The sequence below is a fragment of the Streptomyces mutomycini genome (genome assembly GCF_001700505.1).
GTDB lineage: Bacteria > Actinomycetota > Actinomycetes > Streptomycetales > Streptomycetaceae > Streptomyces > Streptomyces mutomycini.
Genome location: NZ_MAPV01000403.1, coordinates 1 through 869 on the forward strand (window position 1 = coordinate 1; position 869 = coordinate 869).

Annotated in this window: 1 protein-coding gene; it reads right to left on the reverse strand. The window is 72.7% G+C overall.

Going from position 1 to position 869, the window contains the following annotated elements:
* Nucleotides 1–834: MobF family relaxase (mobF, locus tag BFF76_RS30745; RefSeq protein ID WP_244167395.1), on the reverse strand; the 834-nt coding region annotated here is incomplete at its 3' end.
* Nucleotides 835–869 lie beyond the last annotated feature (35 nt).

Here is an 869-nt window from a genome sequence, read left to right on the forward strand (position 1 = left end):
ACGGTCGCGCTCCTGGCGCCCCGCCTCGTCCCCGGCAAGGTCCACGATCCTGCTGTGCCGCCGGGAGAACAGATCGCGGACAGGCTCGGGGATCCCGTCGACCTCCCAGGCGCCGGTGCGCTCGGCCTGCTGCCGGCGCACACCGAACCGTGCATGGGTGAGGGCGCGGACGCGGGCCTTGAAGAAGGCGTCGGCGGCTGCGGCGTGCCGGTGCAGGTCCTGGCCGGAGTTGCCGATCGAGCGCCACTTGCCGTCCTCGCAGAGGCCCATGTTGGCGATCGTCACGTGGAGGTGGAGGTGCGGGTCGCCAGGCGTCCCGTCGCCCATCGGCCGCGCGGACTGGTGCTCCACGGACCACGCCAGCAGGCCGCCGGCCGCGAGCCGGACCGGCCGCCCGTCCTCGGAACCGACCGCGTACCCGACCCACTGCTCCACTTCGCGGATCGTCTCCCGCGTCGCCTGGTGCACCAGGTCGCGGTACTCCCCTTCGTCCGCCTCGCCCATCAGCCCGGGCAAGACGGAGTCGGACTTGGGGACATCGAGCATCAGGTCCCAGCCGCGGACCCGGTCATCCGCCCGCTGATCCGCGTGCTCCCGCGCCTCGGCCAGCTCGGTCTCCCCGTAGACGTCGTCCAGCGAGAGACCGACGGCGCGGGCGAGCTTGTGCAGGGTGCCCACCTGCATCCGGTGCCGGTCACCGAACCGGTGAACCATCCGCTGCTGCTGCGTGAGCACCCTCTGCTGCTTCGGCTTGCCCTCCAGCAGATCCGCGGCCGCCACCCCGCGCTCGTCGGCGGCCGCCTCGATCGCCTCCACCAGGCGGGCCGTCGTCAACTTCGCCAGCGGGTGCGCACGGACTGACGTATGCG